This is a genomic window from Pantoea sp. UYEF8 (assembly GCF_040546285.1).
GTDB classification, from domain to species: domain Bacteria; phylum Pseudomonadota; class Gammaproteobacteria; order Enterobacterales; family Enterobacteriaceae; genus Pantoea; species Pantoea brenneri.
Genome location: NZ_JBEPNM010000012.1, coordinates 90,229 through 113,065 on the forward strand (window position 1 = coordinate 90,229; position 22,837 = coordinate 113,065).

20 protein-coding genes and 3 tRNA genes are annotated in these 22,837 nt (G+C 56.6%); 9 read left to right on the forward strand and 14 right to left on the reverse strand.

Going from position 1 to position 22,837, the window contains the following annotated elements; translation table 11 throughout:
* Positions 1-19 precede the first annotated feature (19 nt).
* Genes amiB through nnr form a run of 3 tightly spaced genes read right to left on the reverse strand, consistent with a single transcriptional unit; the run spans position 20 to position 3,680 of the window.
* Positions 20-1,690: an N-acetylmuramoyl-L-alanine amidase AmiB gene (gene amiB / locus ABIB18_RS19365; protein WP_069729033.1), complete on the reverse strand. Its 1,671-nt coding sequence runs from the start codon at positions 1,688-1,690 to the stop codon at positions 20-22.
* Positions 1,687-2,163 carry a tRNA (adenosine(37)-N6)-threonylcarbamoyltransferase complex ATPase subunit type 1 TsaE gene (gene tsaE, locus ABIB18_RS19370; RefSeq protein WP_031377856.1) on the reverse strand — a complete coding sequence of 159 codons (477 nt, stop codon included), beginning with the start codon at positions 2,161-2,163 and terminating at the stop codon, positions 1,687-1,689. Before tsaE ends, amiB begins: the two co-directional genes overlap by 4 nt.
* A complete protein-coding gene (gene nnr / locus ABIB18_RS19375; RefSeq protein ID WP_354475309.1) occupies positions 2,160-3,680 on the reverse strand; it encodes a bifunctional ADP-dependent NAD(P)H-hydrate dehydratase/NAD(P)H-hydrate epimerase in 1,521 nt (506 codons plus the stop codon). The genes tsaE and nnr overlap by 4 nt, the downstream gene beginning before the upstream one ends.
* Between nnr and queG the strand changes: the two genes are divergently transcribed.
* Positions 3,679-4,818, forward strand: a complete 1,140-nt coding sequence (gene queG, locus ABIB18_RS19380) for a tRNA epoxyqueuosine(34) reductase QueG (protein WP_279810022.1) — start codon at positions 3,679-3,681, stop codon at positions 4,816-4,818. The two genes, nnr and queG, sit on opposite strands and share 2 nt — an antisense overlap.
* A 347-nt stretch (positions 4,819-5,165) precedes the next feature.
* Here queG and ABIB18_RS19385 read toward each other — a convergent pair.
* The 4 genes from ABIB18_RS19385 to orn all read right to left on the reverse strand — a co-directional run bounded on the left by ABIB18_RS19385 (position 5,166) and on the right by orn (position 6,144).
* Positions 5,166-5,241: transfer RNA gene (locus tag ABIB18_RS19385), tRNA-Gly, on the reverse strand.
* Between the two features lie 24 nt (positions 5,242-5,265).
* Positions 5,266-5,341 (reverse strand) — tRNA-Gly (locus tag ABIB18_RS19390).
* 24 nt (positions 5,342-5,365) lie between these two features.
* A tRNA-Gly gene (locus ABIB18_RS19395) sits at positions 5,366-5,441 on the reverse strand.
* Positions 5,442-5,595: 154 nt separating this feature from the next.
* Positions 5,596-6,144: an oligoribonuclease gene (gene orn / locus ABIB18_RS19400; RefSeq protein WP_031375106.1), complete on the reverse strand. Its 549-nt coding sequence runs from the start codon at positions 6,142-6,144 to the stop codon at positions 5,596-5,598.
* A 101-nt stretch (positions 6,145-6,245) separates the two neighbouring features.
* Between orn and rsgA the strand changes: the two genes are divergently transcribed.
* The 3 genes from rsgA to mscM all read left to right on the forward strand — a co-directional run bounded on the left by rsgA (position 6,246) and on the right by mscM (position 11,754).
* Positions 6,246-7,295, forward strand: a complete 1,050-nt coding sequence (rsgA, locus tag ABIB18_RS19405) for a small ribosomal subunit biogenesis GTPase RsgA (protein WP_354475311.1) — start codon at positions 6,246-6,248, stop codon at positions 7,293-7,295.
* Between the two features lie 212 nt (positions 7,296-7,507).
* The gene (asd, locus tag ABIB18_RS19410; RefSeq protein WP_031375108.1) at positions 7,508-8,407 is read left to right on the forward strand and encodes an archaetidylserine decarboxylase; all 900 of its coding nucleotides are present in this window, start codon (positions 7,508-7,510) and stop codon (positions 8,405-8,407) included.
* Between the two features lie 14 nt (positions 8,408-8,421).
* Entirely contained in the window at positions 8,422-11,754 is a 3,333-nt protein-coding gene (gene mscM / locus ABIB18_RS19415) for a miniconductance mechanosensitive channel MscM (RefSeq protein WP_046289274.1), read from the forward strand.
* Positions 11,755-11,800: 46 nt separating this feature from the next.
* Here mscM and mdh read toward each other — a convergent pair whose 3' ends face one another.
* Positions 11,801-12,739, reverse strand: a complete 939-nt coding sequence (gene mdh / locus ABIB18_RS19420) for a malate dehydrogenase (RefSeq protein ID WP_069729029.1) — start codon at positions 12,737-12,739, stop codon at positions 11,801-11,803.
* 431 nt (positions 12,740-13,170) lie between these two features.
* Between mdh and argR the strand changes: the two genes are divergently transcribed.
* The 4 genes from argR (at position 13,171) to yhcN (ABIB18_RS19440) (ending at position 15,125) form a co-directional block, all read left to right on the forward strand.
* On the forward strand, positions 13,171-13,641 hold the full coding sequence (argR, locus tag ABIB18_RS19425; RefSeq protein WP_031375110.1) for a transcriptional regulator ArgR: 471 nt from the start codon (positions 13,171-13,173) through the stop codon (positions 13,639-13,641).
* A gap of 488 nt (positions 13,642-14,129) precedes the next feature.
* A complete protein-coding gene (yhcN, locus tag ABIB18_RS19430; RefSeq protein ID WP_031375112.1) occupies positions 14,130-14,393 on the forward strand; it encodes a peroxide/acid stress response protein YhcN in 264 nt (87 codons plus the stop codon).
* Between the two features lie 95 nt (positions 14,394-14,488).
* Positions 14,489-14,761 (forward strand): YdgH/BhsA/McbA-like domain containing protein, encoded by a 273-nt coding sequence (locus tag ABIB18_RS19435; RefSeq protein WP_031375113.1) that lies wholly within the window; start codon positions 14,489-14,491, stop codon positions 14,759-14,761.
* A 100-nt stretch (positions 14,762-14,861) separates the two neighbouring features.
* A complete protein-coding gene (yhcN, locus tag ABIB18_RS19440) occupies positions 14,862-15,125 on the forward strand; it encodes a peroxide/acid stress response protein YhcN (protein ID WP_031375114.1) in 264 nt (87 codons plus the stop codon).
* A 53-nt stretch (positions 15,126-15,178) separates the two neighbouring features.
* Here yhcN (ABIB18_RS19440) and ABIB18_RS19445 read toward each other — a convergent pair whose 3' ends face one another.
* The 5 genes from ABIB18_RS19445 to aaeX all read right to left on the reverse strand — a co-directional run bounded on the left by ABIB18_RS19445 (position 15,179) and on the right by aaeX (position 20,173).
* Positions 15,179-15,448, reverse strand: coding sequence for a barstar family protein (locus tag ABIB18_RS19445; protein ID WP_031375115.1), 270 nt, complete (start codon positions 15,446-15,448; stop codon positions 15,179-15,181).
* Positions 15,449-15,503: 55 nt separating this feature from the next.
* A complete protein-coding gene (locus tag ABIB18_RS19450) occupies positions 15,504-16,955 on the reverse strand; it encodes an NAD-dependent succinate-semialdehyde dehydrogenase (RefSeq protein ID WP_046289275.1) in 1,452 nt (483 codons plus the stop codon).
* Positions 16,956-17,067: 112 nt separating this feature from the next.
* On the reverse strand, positions 17,068-19,020 hold the full coding sequence (aaeB, locus tag ABIB18_RS19455) for a p-hydroxybenzoic acid efflux pump subunit AaeB (protein WP_069729028.1): 1,953 nt from the start codon (positions 19,018-19,020) through the stop codon (positions 17,068-17,070).
* Between the two features lie 9 nt (positions 19,021-19,029).
* A complete protein-coding gene (aaeA, locus tag ABIB18_RS19460; protein WP_354475316.1) occupies positions 19,030-19,962 on the reverse strand; it encodes a p-hydroxybenzoic acid efflux pump subunit AaeA in 933 nt (310 codons plus the stop codon).
* Positions 19,963-19,969: 7 nt separating this feature from the next.
* Positions 19,970-20,173: a p-hydroxybenzoic acid efflux pump operon protein AaeX gene (gene aaeX, locus ABIB18_RS19465; protein WP_031375118.1), complete on the reverse strand. Its 204-nt coding sequence runs from the start codon at positions 20,171-20,173 to the stop codon at positions 19,970-19,972.
* Between the two features lie 232 nt (positions 20,174-20,405).
* On the opposite strand from aaeX, the gene aaeR reads away from it, so the two are divergent.
* The gene (gene aaeR / locus ABIB18_RS19470; protein ID WP_031375119.1) at positions 20,406-21,323 is read left to right on the forward strand and encodes an HTH-type transcriptional activator AaeR; all 918 of its coding nucleotides are present in this window, start codon (positions 20,406-20,408) and stop codon (positions 21,321-21,323) included.
* A gap of 33 nt (positions 21,324-21,356) precedes the next feature.
* Here aaeR and tldD read toward each other — a convergent pair whose 3' ends face one another.
* Positions 21,357-22,802, reverse strand: coding sequence for a metalloprotease TldD (gene tldD / locus ABIB18_RS19475; protein WP_031375120.1), 1,446 nt, complete (start codon positions 22,800-22,802; stop codon positions 21,357-21,359).
* Between the last annotated feature and the right edge of the window lie 35 nt (positions 22,803-22,837).

Below are 22,837 nucleotides of genomic sequence, written 5' to 3' on the forward strand. Positions count from 1 at the left end.
GCAGTGGCCGGGCAAACATTCAGGATGCAGGAATTTTCAGGTTCTGCCCCAACATTACGTTGGTCGACTTCAGATTATTGGTCTGCATTATCGCCTTCGGGCTGACGCCGTAGTGGGCGGCAATGCCGGTCAGCGAGTCGCCACGTACCACTTTATGACGGACCACACCGCGCGTGGTGGCTCGCGTGGTCCGGCTGACGGCAGCGCTGGCAGGGACTTTAAGGCGTTGCCCAACCCATACCACATCGCGCTTCAGCGTATTCATCTCACGCAGGGTGGCCATGCTGACGCCATACTTCGCGGCGATGCCAGACAGCGTCTCGCCGCGCGTCACCGTGTGGCGCTGAGTGGCACCGGTATATTGCGTCACGCCGGTCGCCGGGTTGCTGGCGACGCTAACCGCTGGCGACGAGCCCAGCGGCCGGTTTTCCTCCTTTGGGATGGATTGCAGCGGGTGCGCCAGGAAATAAGTGCGCAGACCTTTATAGATCGACTGCGCAATCTTATCCTGGTGTGCGCTACTGCCAAGCAGTCGCTCCTCCGAGGAATTACTGATAAAACCGGTTTCCACTAACAGCGAAGGAATATCCGGCGAACGCAGCACGCCAAGGCTGGCATGCTCTGGTAAGCGTTTATGCAGCGAAGTGACGCCGCGTAATTGCTGCAACACGCGCTGGGCAATGTCATAACCGACACGCTGTGAATGACCAAACTGCAGGTCGAGCACCGCCTGGCTGAGATAAGGGTCCGCCTGACTGTTCGCCAGCAGATCGCCTGCGCCGCCCAGCAGTTCAGACTGTTTCTCTTTCTGCTCCAGCCAGTTAGCCATTTCACTGTTGGCGCGACGGTTCGACAGCACCCAGACCGACGCACCGGTCGCCGCATGGCTTGGCGCGGCATCGGCGTGAATTGAGACCAGCACGTTGGCATTCGCTTTACGCGCCACGTCAGAACGGCCCATCACCGAAATAAAATAGTCGCCATCACGGGTCAGTACGCCTTTGAACATCGGATCGTTATTCAGTAACACCCGCAGCTTACGGGCGATAGCGATGGTGACATTCTTCTCTTTCAGCCCGCGCTGTCCGATAGCGCCGGGGTCCTGACCGCCGTGTCCGGCATCAATCGCCACGATCACCGTGTCGTTGCGGCTGACCGCGCTGCCCGGACGTACCGTGCTGGCTGTGCTGGTGACGGCGGTGACTGGATTGGCGTTAAACGGGTTCGCGGCGGCTGCGCTCTGAACCGGGGCGCGGACCGGCGCAGGATCGGGCGTCGGCGTCGGGCGGGTTACGGCCGGCCGTGAGCCGGTAATGGTAAACACCACGCTGTAGCTGCTGCCGTTACGCTGCGTCACCGCCCGGGTTTTGCCCGGCTGCGTCAGCTCAAACACCAACCGTACGCTCTGTTTGTCTTTCGGCGTGCTGGTCCGGATGCGCTTTACAATGTTTTCTCCGCTGAAGTTCAGCGGCAGTCCCTGCACCACTCCGCTCTGGCGCACGTCCAGCACCACCCGGTCCGGGTTGCGTAGCGGGAAGAAACCATACACTGGCTGCCCGGCAAAGCTCAGGGTCACCGTGGCCTGGCTATCGCCGTTGGCGACTTTGATATCAGACAGGGTGGCCGCAAACAGCGGCGCGCAGACCAGCAAAAGCAGGGTCACTAAGGCTAATTTCATCCGTGACTTCATGCCGGGTCCCTGTGTTGTGCGAGTGATGCAATCCACTGCTCTGCCAGCGGCGTATGGGCCGCCAGCTCTGCTTCACGCGCATCATCGACGTAGCGCAGCGTTAAGGAGAGATCGGGCGGCGGCAGAAACCCTTCGCCCTGCTGTGGCCATTCAACCAGACAGATGGCGTCACCGCTGAAATAGTCGCGGATGCCCATAAATTCCAGCTCTTCCGGGTCGGCCAGCCGATAGAGATCAAAATGATAAAGTGAGCGCTCACCCAGGGTGTAAGGCTCGACCAGCGTGTAGGTTGGGCTTTTTACGTTGCCCTGATGTCCCAGCGCCTGCAGAAAGCCGCGGCTGAAGGTGGTTTTACCCGCCCCCAGATCGCCATAGAGATAAATGACCGCCGCGTTGCCACAGGCACGCGCCAGTTGAGCGCCCAAACCGAGCGTAGCCGCCTCATCGGGCAAAGAAATAACACAGGTCTTCATGCTTCTTGATTCATCTCAGGATTAACAAATTGCCACAGCAGCTCAAGTAAATCAGTTGCCAGCATACCGCGCGTGCCACGTTGTGCCGCCACCGCATCGGCTGCGGCGCCGTGCGCGACGCAGCCGGCACAGGCAGCATCAAACAGCGCCAGTTTCTGGCCCACCAGCGAAGCGATAATCCCACTCAGGAGATCGCCCATGCCGCCGGAGGCCATACCGGCATTGCCTACATCGGCAAACGCCATTTCACCCTGCTCGCTGGCGATCAGGGTTCCGGCACCTTTCAGTACCACCACGCCGCCGTAGCGCTGGGCTAAGCTCTGCGCTGCATGTAAGCGGTCACTCTCAACTTCACTGGTCTTGATGTTGAGCAAGCGCGCCGCTTCGCCAGGATGCGGCGTAATGATGCGATTCTGACGTTTCTCTGCACTGATTGCCAGCAGGTTAAGTGCATCCGCATCCCAAAGCATCGGCTTTTCGCATTCCGCGACCCGTTCCAGCGCCCGCTTGCCCCAATCCCGCTGCCCAAGGCCCGGTCCAATCGCAATCACATCCGCCCATTCCAGGGCCGCGCTGAGCTGTTCATCGGTTAGTTCATCGACCATGATTTCCGGCCGCGCCGTCAGGATCGGGATAATATTATCCTTGTGAGTAAGTACTCGCACTAACCCGCTGCCGCTGCGTAGCGCTGCTTCTGCCGTCATCCGAACCGCGCCGGCGGTACCGGCATCACCGCCCACCACCAGCAGGCGACCGTGATCGCCTTTATGCGAGGTCGGCTTACGCGGTCTGAGCCACTGTGCAAGCGCGCTGGCATCATAGCGCGTCATCGGAGCGGTTTCCGCTGCCAGAAAAGCCTGCAGGCCGAGATCGGCATAGAACAGCTCGCCGATAAAGTCCCGCGCTTTGCCGGTAATCTGGCCCGGCTTAAGCGCCACCACGCTCAGGGTGTGCGTGGCCTGTATCACCTCGCCGGGCGCACTGCCGGTGCTGGCGACTAAGCCGGAAGGCATGTCGATAGCAAGGATCGGCGCAGCATGGGCATTCGCCTGCTGAATCAGGGTGCGGTAAGGTTCGCCCGGCGCGCGATTAATGCCGGTTCCCAGCAGCGCATCGACGATGACCCCGACCTGCTCTGGCCAGGCGGCATCGGCGGCATGAATTTCGCCGCCCGCATCCAGCCAGGCGTCGCGGGCACGTTGCGCCTCCTCGGGCAGCGGTTTCTCACAGTCACAGGCCAGCAGAGTGACCTGCCGGCCCGCCGCCTGCCCCAGACGGGCCACCACGTAGCCATCGCCGCCGTTATTGCCATGACCACACAGGATTAGCCAGTGTCGGGCGTCAGGCCAGCAGGCGTTAAGATGTTCATAGGCTGCCTGTCCGGCGCGCAGCATCAGTTCATATAAGGTGATGCCGAGCGCATCAGCGCCTTCACGCTCCAGCTGCGCCACAGCCTGCGCAGGCCAGACAGAATATGGTAAACTGCGGCTGTTTTTCTTCGAACCCTGGTCACTCATGTCATACCCTCTCGATCTTCATCAACTCGCACAACAGATTAAACAGTGGGGATTGGATCTCGGCTTTCAGCAGGTCGGCATCACCGATACCGATCTGAGTGCGGAAGAGCCGCGTCTTCAGGCGTGGCTGGACAAGCAATATCATGGCGAGATGGAGTGGATGGCGCGCCACGGTATGATGCGGGCGCGTCCGCATGAACTGCTACCCGGTACGCTGCGCGTCATCAGCGTTCGCATGAACTACCTGCCGGCCAAAGCGGCTTTTGCCAGTACGCTGAAAAATCCCCGGCTGGGCTATGTCAGCCGTTATGCACTTGGTCGTGATTACCACAAAGTATTGCGCAATCGACTGAAAAAGCTCGGAGAAATGATCCAGCAGCATTGCGGTGAGCTTAATTTCCGGCCGTTTGTTGACTCCGCCCCGCTGCTTGAGCGCCCGCTGGCGGCCAAAGCCGGACTGGGCTGGACCGGTAAACACTCTTTGATTCTTAATCGCGAGGCGGGTTCATGGTTTTTCCTCGGCGAGCTGCTGATCGATCTGCCGCTGCCGGTGGATACGCCTCAGCCGGAGCAGTGTGGACGCTGCGTCGCCTGCCTGACTATCTGCCCGACCAACGCCATCGTTGAACCCTATGTGGTCGATGCGCGGCGCTGCATCTCCTACCTCACTATCGAACTCGAAGGGGCCATTCCGGAAGAATTTCGTCCGCTGATGGGCAACCGGATTTATGGCTGTGACGATTGTCAGCTGATCTGTCCGTGGAATCGTTACGGGCAGCTCAGCGATGAAAGTGACTTTTCGCCGCGCGCCGCCCTGCATGCGCCCGAACTGATCGATCTGTTTCAATGGGATGAAGCAAAGTTTCTGCGTATTACGGAGGGATCGGCGATTCGGCGCATCGGTCATTTACGCTGGCTGCGCAATATCGCCGTGGCGCTGGGTAATGCGCCCTGGTCACCGGAGATTATTCCGGTGCTGGAGCAGCGGCTGGGTGAGAGTGATTTGCTGGATGAACATATCCGGTGGGCCATCGCCCGGCAGCAGGATAAGCGTCAGCAGGTGGTTATCGACGTGCAGCCCGCACAGCAAAAGCGCCTGGTTCGTGCAGTCGAGAAGGGATTACCGCGTGATGCATGAGTGTACAGCCAGCCGGCAGAATCGCGTTTTCCACATGCTGTGAATAAAAATAAAAAGCCGTTGTCATTCAACTGCCATAAGGCTGATAACGCAGGTAAATAACAATCTGAAATATTTTCATATTGTTAATTATCAACTATTTACTGAAAAGTTGTGTTTATTTAATAATGAGTCTATCGCTTCGGTTAACAGATAAAGCTGTGGATAACTCTGTTCAAAAGCATTTTACAGATCGGGGAATAAGGCGTAAATGAGGGCATGCAGCGCTGTGGATAACCTTCTGGAAACTATCCGGGCCCGCAACAATTAATAACCTGATAATTACTTAATAGGGTCTGACGTAAAACTGGAGCGGGAAACGAGACTCGAACTCGCGACCCCGACCTTGGCAAGGTCGTGCTCTACCAACTGAGCTATTCCCGCATAGAAGGGCACTGCTAAAAAATCTGGAGCGGGAAACGAGACTCGAACTCGCGACCCCGACCTTGGCAAGGTCGTGCTCTACCAACTGAGCTATTCCCGCAAAGAGGGTACTGCTAATTAAATCTGGAGCGGGAAACGAGACTCGAACTCGCGACCCCGACCTTGGCAAGGTCGTGCTCTACCAACTGAGCTATTCCCGCGCCTTGTACCGTTAATAAATTCTTCACCGGTACGGGGTGCGCATTATACGAGAAATCGTTGCTGCTGCAAGCCTCTGAAAGCAAAATTTTGCGCTTTCAGCGCGATTGCCGATTAAAGCAGCAATCTGTCGATTTCCTGCGCACCCGTTGTCGATTAAAGCTGCAAGAAGTGCTCACGGTAGTAAGCCAGCTCCGCCACTGACTCGCGGATGTCATCCAGCGCCTGGTGCGAACCGCTCTTTTTAAAGCCGGGCAGGATATCGGGCTTCCAGCGGCGCGCCAGCTCTTTCAGCGTGCTGACGTCCAGATAACGATAGTGGAAGTAGGCTTCCAGCTCAGGCATGTATTTGAACAGGAAACGCCGATCCTGACCAATGCTATTACCGCAAATCGGCGAGGTGTTGGCCGGTACCCACTGCTGCAGGAAGGCAATGGTCGCCTGCTCCGCCGCCCGATCGTCAATCTGGCTCGCCTTCACCCGCTCCACCAATCCGCTGTTGGTATGGGTGCGAACATTCCAGTCATCCATCAGCGCCAGTTGCGCATCGGACTGGTGCACCGCCATCACCGGGCCTTCCGCCAGGATGTTTAAACTGGCGTCCGTTACCAGGGTGGCAATCTCAATAATACGATCGCGCTCCGGATCCAGTCCGGTCATCTCAAGATCAATCCAGATCAGATTCTGTTCATTTCCAGTAGCCATGCTGTTTCCTGCGGTTGCTGTAGTCGTCATTCAGGATGAATAAGGTGTATCATAGACGTTTTGCCCAGCCGGGCGAAATCTGGCTAACGCTGTGAGGGTGAGTGAGCAAAAATAAACTGTCGAAGGGCCAACAACGTCGCGTAAGCGCTAACCACGATCGCCGTCTCAACCAACGCAGAGAGCGTCCGGATGCGGATGATAATCTGTTTGGTGAAAATGCAGATGGGGTCGTTGTCAGCCGTTTTGGCATGCACGCCGATGTCGAGGACAGCGCAGGCGTCGCCCACCGCTGCAATATTCGCCGCACGATCCGCTCGCTGGTAACCGGCGACCGCGTGATGTGGCGTCCGGCGCTGAGCGGCGGTAAAGGCATTGTCGAGGCGGTACATGAACGCACCAGCGTGTTAACCCGTCCCGATTTTTATGACGGCGTGAAACCGATCGCCGCCAATATCGATCAGATCATTATCGTGTCGGCGATCCTGCCGGAACTGTCGCTTAACATCATCGACCGCTATCTGGTCGCCAGCGAAACGCTGGATATCGAACCGCTGCTGGTGCTGAACAAAACCGATCTGCTGGATGATAAGGCGCGCGCTTTTGTTGATCAGCAGATGGATATTTATCGCGAGATTGGTTATCGGGTGGTGATGGTTTCCAGCCGGGCGAAAAACGGCCTTGATGAGCTGGAAGCGGCGTTAACTGACCGCGTCAGCATCTTCGCCGGCCAGTCTGGCGTCGGCAAATCCAGCCTGCTGAATGCTCTGCTCGGCCTCGATAAAGAGGAGCAGGTCGCCATTCTGACCAATGAAGTGTCGGATGGCTCCGGACTGGGCCAGCACACCACCACCGCCTCGCGCTTGTACCACTTCCCGCACGGCGGCGATGTGATCGATTCGCCAGGGGTACGTGAGTTCGGTTTATGGCACCTTGAACCGGAACAAATCACCCGTGGATTTGTCGAATTTCGGGCCTACCTCGGCGATTGCAAATTCCGTGACTGTAAGCATGGCAGCGATCCCGGCTGTGCGATCCGTGAAGCGGTAGAGCAAGGTAAAATCAACGTTTCCCGTTTTGATAACTACCACCGCATTCTGGAAAGCATGGCGCAGGTAAAAACGCGTAAAAATTTCCCTGACGGCGATAGTTAACCGGTATAACCGCGTCCTGACCTCAGAGTTTCATCCGCCGCGCGGCGCGACCTACAGCAAAGGGTCGCCGGGCCACAGTGCCACGCGCGGATCGGCCTGCGGCCGATGATTCGCCGCGCGCCATAAATCGGCTATAGTCGCTATCTGACCGGGGCGCTGCTACAATCCGCTCCCTTTTTTATCAACGTCATGAAAATAGCCAGGAGGCTAAGGTGTTTGATCGTTTGAAACTCGGCTTGAATCATATTCTCCCGAAGAAATGGCTGACTGAACTCGCCGGTTGGGGCGCCAGTCGCCGCGGTGGTTGGTTGACCAAACTGGTCATTGACATCTTTGTCTGGTTTTACAAAGTCGACATGGCGGAAGCGCGCAAGCCTGACACCGCCAGCTATCGCACCTTTAACGACTTCTTCGTCCGTCCGTTAAAAGACGATGCGCGTCCGGTGGATGCTGACGCCAACCTGATCGCCCTGCCCGCTGATGGCGCAATCAGCCAGCTCGGCCACATTGATGGCGACCAGATTTTCCAGGCGAAAGGTCATCACTACACGCTTGAAGCCCTGCTGGCCGGTAATGAGCAGATGGCCGCCCGCTTTGTCGACGGCGAGTTCGTGACCACCTATCTGGCACCGCGCGACTATCACCGGGTGCATATGCCGTGCAACGGCATCCTGCGTGAGATGATTTACGTACCTGGCGATCTCTACTCGGTTAATCCGCTGACCGCGCGCAATATTCCTAACCTGTTTGCCCGTAACGAGCGCGTTATCTGCTATTTCGAAACCGATATCGGACCGATGGTGCAGATTCTGGTCGGTGCCACCATTGTCGGCAGCATCGAGACGGTGTGGGCCGGTACCATTACGCCGCCGCGTGAAGGGGTAATTAAGCGCTGGCATTATCCGGCGGCCGATGATGAAGGGGCGGTGGTGCTGCTGAAAGGCCAGGAAATGGGCCGCTTTAAGCTGGGCTCAACCGTTATCAACCTGTTCGCACCTGGCCGGGTTAAACTGGCTGAAAGCCTCGAAGCTGAGAGCAAAACCCGTCTGGGTCAACCGCTGGCAATTGCCCTGCCGGTAGCAACAGACGTTTCCGACGTTATCGTCGACTAAGTTGAGTATCTCCTGTGCGTTCGATTCTCCTCCTGCTGCTGAGCCTGTGGCTCAGCAGCCCGGCCCTTGCGGCCAGCCTGCCTGACGCCAGCCAGCTTAAACAGCAACTGGAAGAGACTAAAGCTGCCAAAAGCTCACCGGCCCAGGCGGAACAAATCCAGTCGATTGAAGCAGCGTTAAACTTCCTCTCTGAACGTGATGACTCGCTGGAGCGCGCCGCGCAATACCAGCAGGTTATTGACGATTTTCCGCGTCTGGCACGCGAGTTACGCCAGCAGATCGCCACGATGGGCGACAGCGCGAAAACCGTGCGCAGCAACATGAGCAGCGCCGAACTGGATCAGGAGATTCTGCAGGTCAGCAGCCAGCTGCTGGAAGAGGGTCGCCAGGCGCAGCAGGAGCAGGATCGGGCGCGCGAGATCAGTGACTCACTGTCGCAGTTGCCGCAGCAGCAGACCGAAGCACGCCGCGCTATGACCGAGAGTGAGCGTCGTTTGCAGGGTGCCAGCAACAGCACTTCGCCGCAGGGCCAGCTACAACTGGCGGCGCGTCAGGCGGAAAATGCCGCCAATAAAGCGCGCGTCGATGAGCTGGAACTGGCGCAACTCTCCGCCAACAATCGTCAGGAACTGGCGCGGATGCGGGCCGAAGTGCACCAGCGTAAGGCTGCCCAGCTGGATAACTATCTGCAGGCACTGCGCAATCAGCTCAACGATCAACGTCAGCGTGAAGCCGAACTGGCGCTGGCGCGTACCGAACAGCTGGCCGAAAACAGTGGTGATTTGCCACCGGCAATCAGCGATCAATTCCGCATTAACCGCGATCTCTCCGTCGCCCTGAATCAGCAGGCGCAGCGGATGGATCTGGTGGCGTCGCAGCAGCGGCTGGCCACCAATCAAATTATTCAGGTGCGTCAGGCGCTCTCTACCCTGCGCGAGCAGTCCCAGTGGCTGGGTGCCTCCAATCTGCTGGGCGAAGCGTTGCGCGCCCAGGTGGCGCGCCTGCCGGAAATGCCGAAGTCTCAGCAGATTGATAATGAGATGGCCCAGTTACGGGTTCAGCGTCTCTCTTATGAAGATCTGCTGGAGCGCCAGGAGGCGCTTCGTAAGGGTCACCAGGCCGATGGCCAGCCCTATACCAGCGAGCAGAAGCGCATCCTTGATGCCCAGCTTCGTACCCAGCGCGAACTGCTTAATTCGCTGATCTCCGGTTGCGATACCTTGATCCTGGAGATCACCAAGCTGAAGGTCGGCAATACACAGCTGCAGGATGCGCTGACCGAAGTGAAAGATGCCACCCACCGTTATCTGTTCTGGACCGCCGACGTCAGCCCGATCGGCCTGAGTTACCCGCTCGATCTGGCTAAGGATCTGTCGCGCCTGCTGTCGCTGGATACGCTGGGCCAGCTCGGCAAAGCGATGGCAATGATGTTTACCAGCCGCAGCACCGTGCTGCCGATCATTGCCGCCCTGCTGCTGGTCGGCTTTAGCATCAGCTCACGGCGTCACTTCAATGCCTTCCTTGAGCGCTCCGCCAGTAAAGTCGGCAAAGTGACGCAGGATCGCTTCCGGCTGACCATCCGTACCGTTTTCTGGTCGATTCTGGTGGCGCTGCCGCTGCCGGTGTTGTGGGGGACGCTGGGTTATGGTTTGCAGAACGCCTGGCCCTACCCGATTGCGGTCGCCATTGGTGACGGGATTACCGCTACGCTGCCCCTGCTGTGGGCCTTTATGATTAGCGCCGCCTTTGCCCGCCCCAACGGTCTGTTTATCGTTCATTTCCGCTGGCCGCAGAATCGCGTGGCGCGCGCCATGCGCTATTACTCCCTGAGTATCGGGCTGATTGTGCCGCTGATCATGCTGTTAATCGCCTTCAGCAATCTGGAAGATCGCCAGTTCTCCTCGTCACTGGGACGTCTCTGCTTCATTCTGATCTGCGGCGCGATCAGCATCGTCACCGTCAGCCTGAAACGCGCCGGTATTCCGCTCTATCTGGATAAAGAGGGCAACGGCGACAACATGGTCAACCGCATGTTGTGGAACCTGATGATCGCCATGCCGCTGATGGCAGCCCTCGCCTCGGCGATCGGTTACCTGGCGACGGCACAGGCTTTGCTGGCAAGGCTGGAAACCTCGGTAGCCATCTGGTTCCTGCTGCTGGTGATCTATCACATCATCCGCCGCTGGATGTTGATTCAGCGTCGTCGTCTCGGCTTTGACCGCGCCCGTCAGCGTCGTGCTGACATGCTGGCTAACCGTGCGCGCAGCGAAGAAGAGAAAGAGCAAGGCGCACAAAATACCGACGCGATTGAAATCGAAGAGCCGGTAATCGATCTGGATGCCATCAGTGCCCAGTCACTGCGGCTGGTGCGCTCAATCCTGACGCTGATTGCGCTGGTGTCGGTGATCGTACTGTGGTCGGAGATTCACTCCGCGTTCGGCTTTCTGGAGAATATTCAGCTGTGGGATGTCAGCACCTCGGTGCAGGGCGTGGAGTCTATTCAGCCGATCACGCTGGGGTCGGTGCTAATCGCGATTCTGGTGTTTATTATCACTACTCAGCTGGTGCGTAATATGCCGGCGCTGCTGGAGCTGGCACTGCTGCAGCACCTTAACCTGACGCCCGGTACCGGCTACGCCATCACCACGCTGACCAAATATCTGCTGTTGCTGATTGGCGGGCTGATTGGCTTCTCGCTGATCGGCATTGAGTGGTCGAAGTTGCAATGGCTGGTGGCCGCGCTGGGTGTCGGACTGGGTTTTGGTTTGCAGGAAATTTTCGCCAACTTTATCTCGGGTCTGATCATCCTGTTTGAGAAACCGATTCGCATCGGCGATACCGTCACCATTCGCGAGCTGACCGGCAGCATTACCCGCATCAATACGCGCGCTACGACTATTACCGACTGGGACCGCAAAGAGATCATCGTGCCGAATAAGGCCTTTATCACCGAGCAGTTCGTTAACTGGTCGCTGTCAGATTCGGTGACGCGCGTGGTGCTGACCATTCCTGCGCCAGCGAAGGTGAGCAGTGAACAGGTGACCACCATCCTGAAACAGGCTGCTGAACGCTGCAGCTATGTACTGGATACGCCGCCGCCTGAGGCGTTCCTGGTCGATTTACAGCAGGGGATCCAGCTGTTTGAACTGCGCGTGCATGCAGCAGAGATGGGACATCGCATGCCGCTGCGTCACGAACTGCATCAGCTGATTCTGAGCGGATTTGAGCAGCACGGCATTGAGATGCCGTTCCCGCCATTCCAGATGCGGATGGAAACACTGGGCAAGAAGCTGCCGGCCAGCAATGGGGCACCGGCCGCACGCGCCTATAAATCGGGCGGCCTGTAAACGACAACGCCCGGCTTAGCCGGGCGTTGTTGGGTTTACGCGGTGATTACTGCTTCACGAACGTTTCGCCCTGCTCAATATCTTTCTTCAGCGTCTCCAGCATACCGTTCAGCGCCTGCTGCTCGAATGGGCTCAGGCTACCAATCGATTTGCGTTCGGCAATGCCATTTTTGCCCAACAGCAGCGGCTGTGAGAAGAAACGCGCATATTCGCCGTCCCCTTCAACATAAGCACACTCCACCACGTTGGCCTCGCCGTTAAGCGCCCGTACCAGCGATAAACCGAAGCGTGCCGCAGCCTGTCCCATCGACAGCGTAGCAGAACCGCCACCGGCTTTGGCCTCTACCACTTCGGTCCCGGCATTCTGGATGCGTTTAGTGAGATCAGCCACTTCCTGCTCGCTGAAGCTGACGCCTGGCACCTGCGACAACAGCGGCAGGATGGTCACGCCGGAATGGCCGCCGATAACCGGTACCTCAATCTCACCCGGTTGCTTGCCTTTTAACGCCGCGACAAAAGTATTGGCGCGAATGATATCCAGCGTGGTAACACCGAACAGCCGATTTTTGTCGTAGACGCCGTGTTTTTTCAGGACTTCAGCCGCAATCGCCACCGTGGTATTGACCGGGTTGGTGATCACGCCGATTAACGCTTTTGGCGCGGTGGTCGCCACCTGATCAATCAGGTTGCGCACAATGCCAGCGTTAACGTTGAACAGGTCGGCGCGGTCCATACCGGGCTTACGTGCCACACCGGCGGAGATCAGTACCACATCGGCACCCTGCAATGCTGGCGTGGCGTCTTCTCCACTAAATCCCTTGATAGCCACCGCAGTAGGAATATGGCTGAGATCGACGGCAACGCCCGGCGTTACCGGCGCGATGTCATACAGTGAAAGTTCTGAACCTGCGGGAAGCTGGGTTTTGAGTAGAAGTGCGAGCGCCTGGCCTATGCCGCCAGCGGCACCGAGTACGGCAACTTTCATTCTTAACTCCTTATTAAGGTGGGGCAGAGAAGAGCCGGAATTCCATCTGTGTCAGACCTTAATCAACAGCTCAGGTGATGACGCGTATCCGTTGTTAATTCTACGTATTTTCACACGTGATCTCCGGATTCAAAAGTTACATATCATCTTAATACCTGAATGACCGACAACTTTGCCGTCGGCAGACAGAGAACGGCTACGTGCGTTTTCTGTTACTACACCACCAATAATATAACAACTTTGCAACTTTCGCCTTTCGGTGCTGTGACAGGGGTTTTGGTCTGAGACGATTTCTTTGCTATTATCGCCGCCCGCTAGCCGCCCGAACCCTGCTCATCAATCAACCGATTGCATAAAAATGCATTTAAATGCATAATCACCACTCTGCCGCGGGCGGATGTGCGGTTATTCCCTCTATTTATTGGTAACCTATGCGAAACCCATCGAAACAAGACGATCTGATCAAGGCTTTCAAAGCCTTATTAAAAGAAGAAAAATTCAGTTCCCAGGGCGAAATCGTTCAGGCGCTCCAGGATGAAGGCTTCGAGAACATTAACCAGTCAAAGGTTTCTCGTATGCTGACCAAGTTTGGCGCGGTACGCACCCGCAATGCCAAGATGGAGATGGTTTACTGCTTGCCCGCCGAGCTTGGCGTGCCGACCACCACCAGCCCGTTAAAAAACCTGGTTCTCGACATCGATTACAATGATGCGCTAGTGGTGATTCATACCAGCCCAGGCGCTGCGCAGCTGATTGCGCGCCTGCTCGACTCACTGGGTAAATCGGAAGGCATCCTCGGCACCATCGCTGGCGATGACACCATCTTTATCACCCGCGCGCGCGACTTTACGGTTAAGCAGCTGCACGGGGCGATTCTTAACCTGTTTGAACAGGAACTCTGATAACAGGGCGGTGGATCGGGCCTCACGCGACCGTTCAACCGCCCTTTCTGCTCGCCCTGCCACTTACCCTGCCCTATTCTCCAGTAGATCAAACAGTTAATCCGCACTCTGTCCTGCTTTCGCCAATGCGAATATTGGTCATACCTTTTGGTCTGCTTAACCTTTTGCGGTATTTTACACTGCTTTACATCACCACTCTGGCGACATTACCCAGATCTAAATCAAAGACCAGTCTGATCGACCACGTATTTTCGCACAAAAAGATAAAGTGATTTATCTGCCTGTTTTTGCAATAAAAAACAGCGAAAAGGTCATTTTTCCGCCGTTTTTTATAACGTTGAGTTATTAAAAGTAGCCATAAGGATAAAGAATCACAAAAAAACATTATTAGCGGGGTATTAATTTCTTCCGTTATTAGTTCTATACTTCTTTTCGTGATGCAAATCACACCAACTAAAAAGATAAAAATTGACGACGAGGAAAAATACATGAACGTAAAAACTACTATCGCAACCCTGAGCATTCTCTCTGCCCTCTCTTTTGGTGCTGTAGCAGCAGAATCTGTCACCGCTGCGCAGGCGCAGGATCTGCAACCGGCGGGTACCATTAGCGTCAGCGGCGTAGCGGGCTCACCGATGGAAATTAATCAGCAGCTGAGCGAAAAAGCCGATCAGCAGGGTGCAAAAGCCTACCGCGTGATTGAGGCTTACAACAACGGTAACTATCACGCTACCGCCCGTCTGTACAACTAAGCCCAGCGCAACCCAATATCGCCAGCAGCCCACTTTTTGACGCGCGGTTATGCGCCTCGGTGGGATGAGGCAACACAGTTTCAGGAGAGTTGATCATGAAAACTACATTTGCTATTGCCGTACTCAGTCTGGCCTCCGTGTTCTCAGTCGGTGCCAGCGCAGCCAGCCTGGTCTCAAACCAGCAGGCACAGAGCCAGAATCTGCAACCGATGAACCAGACCATCAGCGTCAGCGGTCGGGACGGCGATCAGACCAATATCCGTCAGGTCCTGTCTGAGAAAGCCGATGCGCAGGGTGCCAGCCACTATCGCATCATCGAAAACAACCAGGATGACACCTATCACGTCACCGCTGAGCTGTATAAATAATTAACCGTTATGACGCCGTGAAAGGCGCATGAGAGACAAGAGTCGACGACCCGCTTCTTCTTTTCACCGCAGGTTGTTGAAGGTATTGAGGAGACGAAAAATGAAAATCAAAACAACCATCGCTACAGTCAGCCTGCTTTCCGTTATGGCGTTCGGCGCATCTGCCGCACAGCTGGTAACCGGCGAGCAAGCGCAGAATCTGCAGCCTGCGGGCACCGTAACCATCAGCGGTACAGCGGGTGCCCCCATGGATTATCGCGCTGAGCTGTCTCAGAAAGCCGATGAACAGGGTGCCAGCGCCTATAAAGTGATTGAAGCGCGCACCGGTGATAACTATCACTTCACCGCTCAGCTGTATAAATAATTCCTCGTCAGATTTATGACGAACCCTTTGGCCCCGCTCGCCGGGGCCCTTTTTCATCTGACGTTAAAATGCAGCTGGCCTTCCAGCTCCTCTTCCGCTTCATCAAATAGCAGAATCAGCGCGCCATAACGTCGTCGCTGCCCTTTCCCCAGGTTCACAAACTCAATTTCCAGCGGCATCGGCAATGATTCGCCAGTGACCACATCCCATAATCCATCCAGGTCGCAGATCCGCCGCTCCTCCAGCGCAAAGCGCTCGCTGAACTGGCGAAAGAAGTGGGCCTGATCGACGATCTCATTGAAATCAAAACGCTCGGTTTTCATGCTGACGGCTCCCATCCTCCGTCTGCGGGCGACCCGCGCCGCCCGTTCATATCCGCTAGCCCAAACCGCCCAGGTGCAGCGCTTTGACCTCCAGATACTCTTCCATGCCCAGCACTGAACCTTCGCGGCCCAGGCCAGACTCTTTCACGCCACCAAACGGCGCCAGTTCGGTCGATACGGCACATTCATTAATGCCGATCATGCCGCTTTCCAGCGCGGCAGAGACGCGGAATACCCGCTGCAGATTCTGGGTGTAGAAGTAGGCCGCCAGACCGAATGGCGTGTCGTTGGCACGGCGGATCACCTCATCTTCTTCATCAAAACGGAAGCAGGCGGCGACCGGGCCAAAGGTCTCTTCCTGCGCCAGCTGCATCTCTTCGTGCGCCTCGGTAATTACCGTCGGTTGCCAGAAGTTGCCGCCCAGCGCGTGGCGTTCACCGCCTGCCAGCAGTTTACCGCCTTTGGCGACCGCGTCCTGCACGTGCTGCTCCACTTTTTCCAGCGCAGAGGCTTCAATCAGCGGCCCGACGATCACCCCTTCGTCCATGCCGTTGCCGACTTTCAGCTTGTTCACTTCCTCTGCCAGCTGGCGGGTAAAACGGTCATAGATGGCGTTATGAATGTAGAAGCGGTTAACGCTGACGCAGACCTGGCCAGCATTTCGGAATTTGTTAGCGATGGCGCCCTGCACCGCCGCATCGATGTCCGCATCCTCGAACACGATATAAGGCGCGTTGCCTCCCAGCTCCATTGAAACCTTTTTCATGGTTTCTGCGGCATTGCGCATCAGCAGCTTGCCGACCGCTGTCGAACCAGTGAACGAGATTTTACGCACGGCTTTACTGGCCATGATGGCGTCGCTGATAGCATGTGTATCACCTGCCACCGCGTTGAGCACCCCATCCGGCACGCCCGCCTGTTTCGCCAGCGCCAGCAGTGCGAAGGCCGAGAGCGGCGTATTATTCGCCGGTTTGATGATGCCGGTGCAACCCGCTGCCAGCGCCGGACCCAGCTTGCGGGTCAGCATCGCCATCGGGAAATTCCACGGCGTGATAGCGGCGACGACGCCAATCGGTTCACGCGTTGCCAGGATACGGGAACCCGGTTTGGCTGGTGGGATAATTTCCCCGTTGGCGCGTTTTGCCTGTTCAGCAAACCACTGGATAAAGCTGGCGGCATACTCGACTTCGCCTTCCGCCTCTTTCAGCGGCTTGCCCTGCTCGGCAGTCATCAGCTGGCCCAGCCAGCGTTTGTTCTCAATCATCAGCTGATACCAGCGATAAAGGATCTCAGCGCGCGCTTTGGCCGTCCGGGCACGCCAGCCGGGGAATGCCCGTTCGGCGGCAGCAATCGCCTGTTCGGTTTCTGCTTTGCCCGCTTTAGCGACCTGCGCGATCACCTCGCCGGTGGCGGGATTGGTGACGTCAAAAGTGGTGGAGGTGCGATGCCATTGACCATCGGCTAAATAGCCAGTCTGGAATAGTTCGCTTGATTGCAGTGATGTCATTGATTCGCTCCTGTCATTTTATCCTTCCGTCCGAAGAGTATAGTTGGCAAAAGCGACAGGTTTTGTGACGGGATGGCATTGAGCAGGCCGCTGCGGCGGGCAGCGGCCGGTTTCAGATTTGGATGAGGGTGTTCTGATACTTGTTCAGCATGGTCGCCAGCCGTTTTACCGGTTCGGTGACGCTAATCGGCGCGTCGTAATGCACCAGTTTTTCCTGATATACCTCCAGCTCCTGCAGCAGACGCTCGAAATAGTGGCGGCGCTTGTCGTCACTGCTGGCGGAGATCACCCGATCGGCGGTGTAGCGCAGTTGCCGGTGGTAGGCTGACAAATCATCATTCACCGGTATTTCCGCATTGCGTAACCGCTGATGTCCAATAATCAGCGTCAGCGCGATACGGTATTTGTCGATATCGCCGGGGAACAGATTCAGCAGCAGAAACAGTTGCTGATAGAGCGCCGGCAGATGGTTTTCACGGCGGCGCGCCTGATTGGTGGTCATCGCCGACACCGCAGCATACATAAAGCGGTTAAGCAGTTTGCGGCCGGTACGCGCTTTAGATTTATCGCGGATCAGCAGGATCACCATCATTGCCACGAAGCAGCCAATCACCTGGCCGAGCACATTGTCGAGGAAGACGTTAAATTCGAACTTCATCGGATTATCCAGCACCAGCACGTTGATGGTACCGATTAACGCACCCAGGGTGCCAAGCTGCCGTCGCTGAATGAAGATCCCGCCAACAAAGCCCAGCAGGCCGATAGCGATACAGAGCAGCAGCGCGCTCTGCTGAGTGTTGGGCAGCACATAGATGAAGTAGAGTGCACCGAGCGGCACCGCCACCGTCATGCCGTAGAGGAAATCTTTCGCCATCATCAGCGGATTCGGCATGCGCATCGCCAGCGCGGTAATCACTGCCAGCATCACCATGCAGCCGCTGCCGGAAGTCCAGCCGGTGTATAACCAGAACAGCGATCCCAGCGCGGTAGCCACAAAGGTGCGGATGCCGTTGATCATCGCATGATGGGTCTCAGCCGATCGCGCCTGAATCAGCACCTCACGCTGCAGGATTTCCTCCTCCAGCGGGGTGATACGGCTGTTACTTTTAATGCCGTTACGCAGCAACAGATATTCTGTCGCCGCACCGACCCAGCTCACCAGCGTAACCGGCGTGGTTTTGCCGCTGGCGCCAATCACCCGCCGCATCACCTTCATCCGCTTATGAACCTCGTCAGCCGTTGTGGCCTCTTTTTCAATCAGCAAACGGTACTGCGGTGGAATGTAGTCAGGTCGTGAGTTCTGGATCAGAAAGGTTTCTGCCGCCTGAGTAATCAGGGTCAGAGAGAGGGTGTTGAGCATCTGCAAACGACGGTTGCTGTTCTGCCAGCGTGAAGATTCCATCATCAGCTGGCTGCGCATGCTGTTTAACGCCGTGGTACGCCGTACCAGCGCGCTCCAGGCTTTATCGACTTCCTCTTTATCGCCGTGCGCCACGCACAGTTGCAGCAGCTGATAATGCGCCACCAGCAGGGAATCCACTTCAGCGTCGATCACTTTTTTAATCGAGCGCGGCGAGAAGATCATATCCGCCAGAATGGCGCACAGAATTCCGAGCACGATCTCACTGCAACGCTCTACCGCGTACTGCGGTGCCAGCGTCAGGCCACCGCTGGCGTCTGCGGTGACCACGATAATCAGCGCGGTGTAGCCCGCCAGCCCCAGCGCGTAGGAGTTTTCAACTTTTATCAGCGAAGAGAGCCAGACGCAAAGCCCGGCCCAGATGCAGCAGAGCAGCAGCATCACCACCGGCGCGCGCACCGTGGCAATCATGATGGTCAGCGCGGCGATACAGCCGATGAAGGTCCCGATAATACGCAGAATGCCGCGATAACGCAGTGCGCCTGAATAGGGATCACCACCGGCTGCGAAGGCGGTACCGCCGGCCACAATGCCCGCGGTCATCACCGCCCAGCGGGGCGTTTCAAGATTAAGGTGAAAGCCAATCATCAGCGCTGCAACCAGCGCGAAGGTCAGCTTCACCGGGAAACGCAAAAACTCGATCATATCGCCCTCTTAACCAAACTCACGCAGGCGATTGAACAGTCGGGTCATTGGCGAAATCTGCTCCGGCTGGCGATCGGCCTGACCGGTGATGACCACCGTTGCCGTCGTGCCTGCCGGGAAGCGATTGCCTGGCTGTTGATCAAGACGAATACGTACCGGCACACGCTGCGCCAGACGGACCCACTCCAGATTAGAATCGATGGTTGCCATGCCTTTGCTGTCGACCGAGCTGCTGCTGTTGGTGACGCCGGCAGCCACGCTGTCTACCGTACCGCGCAGCACTACATTACTGCCAAGCGGCGTAACTTCAGCGCGGAAGCCGCGTTCAACGCCGTGCAGTTTGGTCTCTTCCAGGTAGGCCAGCACGTAGAAGGAGTGCTGTTGAACCAGCGCCACCGCCACCGAGCCGCGGGTGATGAACTCCCCTTCGTAGACATTCAGGTTCGTCACCCAGCCATCGGACGGCGCTTTCACGGTGGTGCGTTCCAGATCGATCTTCGCCAGATCGCGGGTCGCCACCGATTTCGCCAGCTGATGTTCGCTGGTTTGCAGATCGTTGTTAGCCTGGTCGATCGCTTCGCGTGACATGGCCGAGGTGCCCAGCTGGTTACGACGTCCCGCTTCACGGCGTTTCTCGCTGACCAGCGCCTGGTAATACTCGACATCAGCCTGTGCCTGATCCAACGCTTTCTGGTAGCGCGGCCGATCGACCACAAACAGGGTATCGCCCTTCTTCACCAGCTGGTTGTCGTGAACCGGGACGTCGGTAATCAGACCGGTGACATCGGGTGAGATGGCGACGACATCGGCAGCGAATTTTGCGTCACGGGTCCAGGGCGATTCGGTATAAAACACCCAGGCACGGAAAATAATCACCACAGCAATGATGACCAGCAGGATCGTAATCGCGTAACGCGCGATTTTTCTTATGAGTGCTTTCACTTAAACCTCAGACAAATAAACGGGATACAAGGTAAAACACACAGCAGTAAAGTGCTGTATTAAAAAGTGCCGGATGCCAGACAAGATCATAAATACCGCTCGGCGTCAGCACGCGTTTCACTAACCAGAACAGCATTAGCGAGATAATTAATTCGATGAAAACGGGCGGAAAAGAGAGCCCAAACATGACAAATACCGGAAGCACACTCATCAGAAATCCTTAGTTCGACCTTGCCGGAAGACTCCTTTGCCTCGTCAGATGCCGCAGGAAAACCCACTGGCTGCTCTATCCGAACCCCAGCTGGCTTAATAATAGCGTATCATCGAAGGGCATCAGGCAATGAAGAATCACCGGGAGATACCCCGGCGCGCTTATAGTAACGCGCCTGACTATAAGTTTTCTACAGAATGTGATCTAAATCACTTTTAAGCCAGAGTAAATAATGGAACGACTGAAGGGCATGTCCATTTTCGCCAAAGTGGTTGAACTGGGTTCATTTACCGCTGCCGCGCGCCAGCTTCATCTGAGCGTCTCTTCTATCAGCCAGATAGTGGCAAAACTGGAAGATGAGCTGCAGGTTAAACTGCTTAATCGCAGTACCCGCAGCATCGGCCTGACCGAAGCGGGTAAAATTTATTATCAGGGCTGTCGTCGCATGCTGGCCGAAGCCACTCAGGTGCACGAGCAGCTTTATGCCTTTAACAACACGCCGATTGGCGTGCTGCGTATTGGCAGCTCCTCGACCATGGCGCAGAACGTGCTGGCCGGTATGACCAGCGATATGCTGCGTGAGTATCCGGGACTGAGCGTTAATCTGGTCACCGGCATTCCGGCCCCGGACCTGATCGCCGATGGTCTGGACCTGGTGATTCGGGTCGGAGCGTTAAAAGATTCCAGCCTGTTTTCGCGGCGCCTTGGGGCAATGCCGATGGTGGTGTGCGCAGCTAAGAGTTATCTGGCGCAGCACGGCACGCCGGAAAAACCGGGGGATATCGATAATTTTGCCTGGCTGGAATACAGCGTACGTCCCGATAATAACTTTGAGCTGATTGCGCCTGAAGGTCTGGTGACGCGACTGGCGCCGCAGGGACGGTTTGTCACCAATGATTCCCTGACCCTGATTCGCTGGTTGAAGGCGGGTAACGGCATCGCTTATGTGCCGATGATGTGGGTTATTGATGAGATCAACGCCGGTGAGATCGATATTCTGTTTCCGCAGTATCAATCCGAGCCCCGTCCGGTCTATGCGCTCTATACCGAAAAGGATAAGTTGCCGCTTAAGGTGCAGGTCTGTATCGACTATCTGACCGGCTATTTCCAGCAGGTGGCGGAACAGTATCAACAGCAGCGTAAAAGCTAACAACCCGCCTGCCGGCGGGTTGTTAACAGACTATCAGGCGGTGCCGCCAATCGTCAGTTTATCCAGCTTCAGAGTGGGCTGACCGACGCCAACCGGCACGCTCTGGCCTTCCTTGCCGCAAACGCCAACGCCTTTATCCAGCGCCAGATCATTACCCACCATTGAGATTTGCTGCATCGCTTCAATGCCGGAACCAATCAGCGTCGCCCCTTTCACCGGTTTGGTGATTTTGCCCTTTTCAATCAGATACGCTTCTGAGGTTGAGAAGACAAACTTGCCTGAGGTGATGTCCACCTGGCCGCCACCAAAGTTGGGCGCATACAGACCATATTCAACGCTTTCGATGATCTCCTGCGGCGTCGACTTACCGGCCAGCATGTAGGTGTTGGTCATGCGCGGCATCGGCAGGTGGGCGTAAGATTCACGACGACCGTTACCGGTAGGACTGACGCCCATCAGGCGCGCATTGAGTTTATCCTGCATGTAGCCTTTGAGTACGCCGTTCTCAATCAGCATATTGTACTGACCCGGAACGCCTTCATCATCGACCGCCAGTGAACCGCGCAGTCCTTCAATGGTACCGTCATCAACCACGGTACAGAGTTCTGACGCCACCAGCTGGCCCATCTTGCCGCTGAATACCGACGTGCCACGACGGTTGAAGTCGCCTTCCAGTCCGTGTCCGACGGCTTCATGCAGCAGGACACCCGGCCAGCCTGCGCCCAGCACCACCGGCAAGGTACCGGCAGGTGCCGCCACAGCAGAGAGGTTAACCAGCGCCATCCGCACCGCTTCACGCGCCCAGGCATCAGCCCGCACATCGCCATTTTCATCGGCGAGGAAAAATTCATAACCGGTACGTGCACCGCCGCCGCTTGAGCCGCGTTCACGTTTACCCTGATCTTCAACCTGCACACTGATCGAGAGACGCACCAGCGGACGAACATCGGCTGCCAGCGTACCATCCGTCGCGGCGACCAGCACCTGCTCGTACACACCGCTCAGGCTGGCGTTGACCTCCTGCACCCGCGGGTCGGCAGCGCGGGCCACCTGATCGACACGGTGCAATAGGGCAATTTTATCTTCACGCGTCAGACTGCTGAGCGGATCAACGGTGGAATAGAGCGAGCGGTTCATCACCGCGGAAAGGGTATGCGCCTTACCGTTGCCCTGTTCGCGAACAATGCTGCGCGCCGCTTCCGATGACAGACGCAGCGCATTCAGCGTGATCTGATCGGCGTAGGCAAAGCCGGTTTTCTCACCGCTGACGGCGCGCACGCCGACGCCCTGGTCAATATGGTAAGAGCCATCTTTAATAATTTTGTCTTCCAGCACCCAGGATTCGTGGAAACTGGACTGAAAATAGAGATCGGCATAATCCAGACGACGTTCTGAAAGCTGCCCTAACAGGGAAAAAAGGTCCTGCTGATTAATGCCGTTAGCAGTTAGTAACTGCTCACTTACCAGGTTCAGAGTCATCGTTTCTCACTCATTATGTGCTCGGATAATCATAG